This window comes from Streptomyces sp. NPDC037290 (assembly GCF_055603245.1).
Genome location: NZ_JBVJVZ010000103.1, coordinates 1 through 2,988 on the forward strand (window position 1 = coordinate 1; position 2,988 = coordinate 2,988).

General features: G+C 68.4%; 2 protein-coding genes. Both read right to left on the minus strand.

The features are described from left to right. Positions 1 to 159: 159 nt before the first annotated feature. Positions 160 to 1,815 carry an FAD-dependent oxidoreductase gene (locus tag ACZ7HQ_RS45100; protein ID WP_030592664.1) on the minus strand — a complete coding sequence of 552 codons (1,656 nt, stop codon included), beginning with the start codon at positions 1,813 to 1,815 and terminating at the stop codon, positions 160 to 162. Continuing rightward, on the minus strand, positions 1,812 to 2,342 hold the full coding sequence (locus ACZ7HQ_RS45105; RefSeq protein WP_199814262.1) for a DUF5987 family protein: 531 nt from the start codon (positions 2,340 to 2,342) through the stop codon (positions 1,812 to 1,814). Before ACZ7HQ_RS45105 ends, ACZ7HQ_RS45100 begins: the two co-directional genes overlap by 4 nt. Between the last annotated feature and the right edge of the window lie 646 nt (positions 2,343 to 2,988).

The window sequence follows — 2,988 nt, forward strand, 5'->3', positions numbered from 1 at the left end:
GTAGTCAGGGGTCGTCGCGGTCATCGGTCTGTGCCCTTCTGGTCGGGGCCGGTCATCGCACCGAGTTGCGTGAAGCAACTCACTGGCCGCGAGGACCTGCGGGGTCGGTGGCCCGCGCTCCGGGCGGAGAGCGCGGACGGGGCGCCGGCCGGCGCGGGATCAGCCGCGTGCCGACGGCAGCAGGGGAAGGACCCTGCTGCGGCCGCTCGTGGAGCCGTCGGGGGCCGGTGCGCCGTAGGTGACGGAGATCCCCCGGCTCTGCGCGGCGCGCACGATCCCCGGCATCGCGCGTTCGGCGAGCGCCGCGATGGTCATCGCGGGGTTGACCGTCAGCGCGCCGGGCACCGATGAGCCGTCGGTGACGAAGATCCCCGGGTGGTCACGGAGTTCGTTGCTGTCGTCCAGGGCGGATGTGTGCGGGTCGTCGCCCATCCGGCAGGAGGAGAGCGGGTGGACGGTGTACGCACCGACCAGGTCGTTGGTCCAAGGCATGACCTTGGCCAGGCCGTCCTTCTCCAGGATCTCCTTGACCTCGGCGTCGGAGGCGGCCCAGGCGCCAAGGGTGTTCTTCGTCGGCTCGTAGCGCAGGTTGCCCCGGCCCAGCATCTGCTGGGAGATGCGGTGGGCGTTGCCGGTGGCGGGAGGGGGGCCGAAGACGCCTTCGTTGTCGTCCTCGATCATCGTGAAGATCGTGAGCCAGGAGGTCCACTGCTTCAGGATCTCCTTCTTCTCCTTGCCGAACCAGGAGGGGCCGGTGGCGCCGGGCACCTGGGCGAGGATCGTGCCGAGGCCCGGCGGGAAGTAGAGCTGCTCCAGGGAGTAGCGGGAGAACTCGGGCAACGAGCCGTCCAGCCTGTCCCAGCTCGCCACGGTGGGTCCCTTGCCGATCTGGTTGGCCGCATAGGCCAGCCCATCGCCCCGGTCCAGGCCGAACAGCTCGGCCGCCTTGGCCTCGTCGATAATGGCGGTGTTGAGCCGCTCACCGTTGCCGGAGAAGTAGCGTCCGACCGCTCGTGGCATTGTGCCCAGGTGAGCCTCGCTGCGCTGGAGGATCACCGGGGTCGCGCCCGCGCCGGCCGCCATGACCACGATCTTCGCCTCGATGACGCCGCTGCCCGCCTGGAGGCGGTAGTCGTCGTCGTGCACGACGTTGTAGTGCACCCGGTAGGAGCCCTCGGGGGTGCGTGAGAGGTGCTGGACCTCGTGCAGCGGCCGGATACGCGCACCATGGGCGATGGCGGCGGGCAGGTAGTTGACCAGCAGGGACTGCTTGGCCTCGAAGCGGCAGCCCGCCATCATCCAGTTGCAGTTCACGCATTTGGTGTTGTCGATGGCGACGGCGAGGGGGTTGGCGGTGCGGCCGGCGTGGTTGCACGCCGCGGCCCAGAGTCCGCCGGCGTAACTCACGTCGTTCCAGTCCTGCCGGGTCACGGACAGGGACTCCTCGACACGGTCGTACCAGGGGTCCAGGGTGTCGCGGCTCACCGCCTGCGGCCACATCCGGCGTCCTATGGACCCCTGTCGGTCGAAGACGAAGCGCGGGGCGCGGGGCATCGCGGCGAAGTAGACGACGCTGCCGCCACCCACACAGTTCCCGCCGAGGATGCTCATGCCGTCCCCGACAGTGAAGTCGAACGCCCGGGTGTACGAGGAGCCGAGCTTGTAGTCGTGTTCGAACTCCTTGCTCTCCAGCCACGGACCGCGTTCCAGGACTGTGACGTCGGCGCCCCCCGCCGCCAGGTGGTACGCGGCGATGGCACCGCCGAATCCGCTGCCGATGACGAGCACGTCAGTGCGCTCGGCCGTGGTGCTCATGCGGGGCTCCCGGTGGATGTGGTGTCGGGGTGGAGGCGGGCGAACTCACGCCTGTAGCTGTAATCCTGAAAGCGCCACAGGCCGTCGGCGTCCGGCATGCTCAGGCCCATGGCCTCCAGCCCCGGGTGGCCGTCCTCCATCGCTTGTGCCGTGTTGAGGTGCGCGGCCGAATCGAAGGCCATGTTGCAGAAGAGGGACAGCAGCACCCAGAACTCCTTCTCGGGGTGGCCGGGTGTCGTCAGCCGCTGGATCAGCGCGGCCCGGTCCGGGTAGTCGAGCGCCACGAAGGGCGGGACCGTCGGGTCGGGAGTCAGGCGCCGCTCCGCCGCGTAGGCCAGCGCGTGCTCGTTCACCAGACGCACCAGGTCGTCCAGGCCCTCGTGGATGCCGGTCGCATCCCATTGCAGGAGCTCCAGTGCTCCCGCCTGGACGGCGCCACCGCCGGTGGACACTCCCGCGATGGCCCGGTCGTCCGCGAAGCGCTTCTGGCCCGGGACGATCGTGTCGGCGTAGGCCTCCAGGGTCATGGTCCGGATATCGCCGGCCGGCGCCCCTCGCTCATTGTCGTCGCGCAACTCGCTCTCCATTCTCGCAGTCCGGAGTGGGATGCCTTGCGGCGAGGAGAAAGCTAGGTTCGTTCGACCGGTTCAAGCAACTAGCCAAAGTCGAGGCGACCTTGAAACCGACTCCACGGAGTTGGCGCGAAGCGGCGGATGGATTACACGCGCGGGCGAGCGGCTCACTAGTCTGACCGCACGGATGTCTTCATCACCTGCACGTGGAAAAGCTTCTGCACGGGCACCGCATGTGGAAGTGAGCCCTGGTCTCATGTCTTGGGGGAAACGTGAAAAGTGACTCTGCCCAACGCGCCGTAGAGCGTTCACGCCGTGTCGTACGGATCGATGAACTCATTCCCGCCGATTCCCCGCGCCTGAACGGAATCGATCGTTCCCATGTGCAGCGCCTCGCGACCGTATACGCGTCCCTGCCGCCGGTCCTGGTACACCGCCCGACCATGCGGGTCGTCGACGGCATGCACCGCATCGGCGCGGCCCGCCTGAAGGGGCTGGACACTGTCGAGGTCACATTCTTCGATGGGGCCGAGGAGCAGGTGTTCCTGCGTTCCGTCGCGGCGAACATCACCAACGGCCTGCCGTTGTCGGTGGCCGACCG

Coding starts and splice junctions, on each gene's coding strand:
- ACZ7HQ_RS45105 (WP_199814262.1), bottom strand. CDS start 2,342: ATGACCCTGGAGGCCTACGCCGACACGATCGTCCCGGGCCAGAAGCGC.
- ACZ7HQ_RS45100 (WP_030592664.1), bottom strand. CDS start 1,815: ATGAGCACCACGGCCGAGCGCACTGACGTGCTCGTCATCGGCAGCGGA.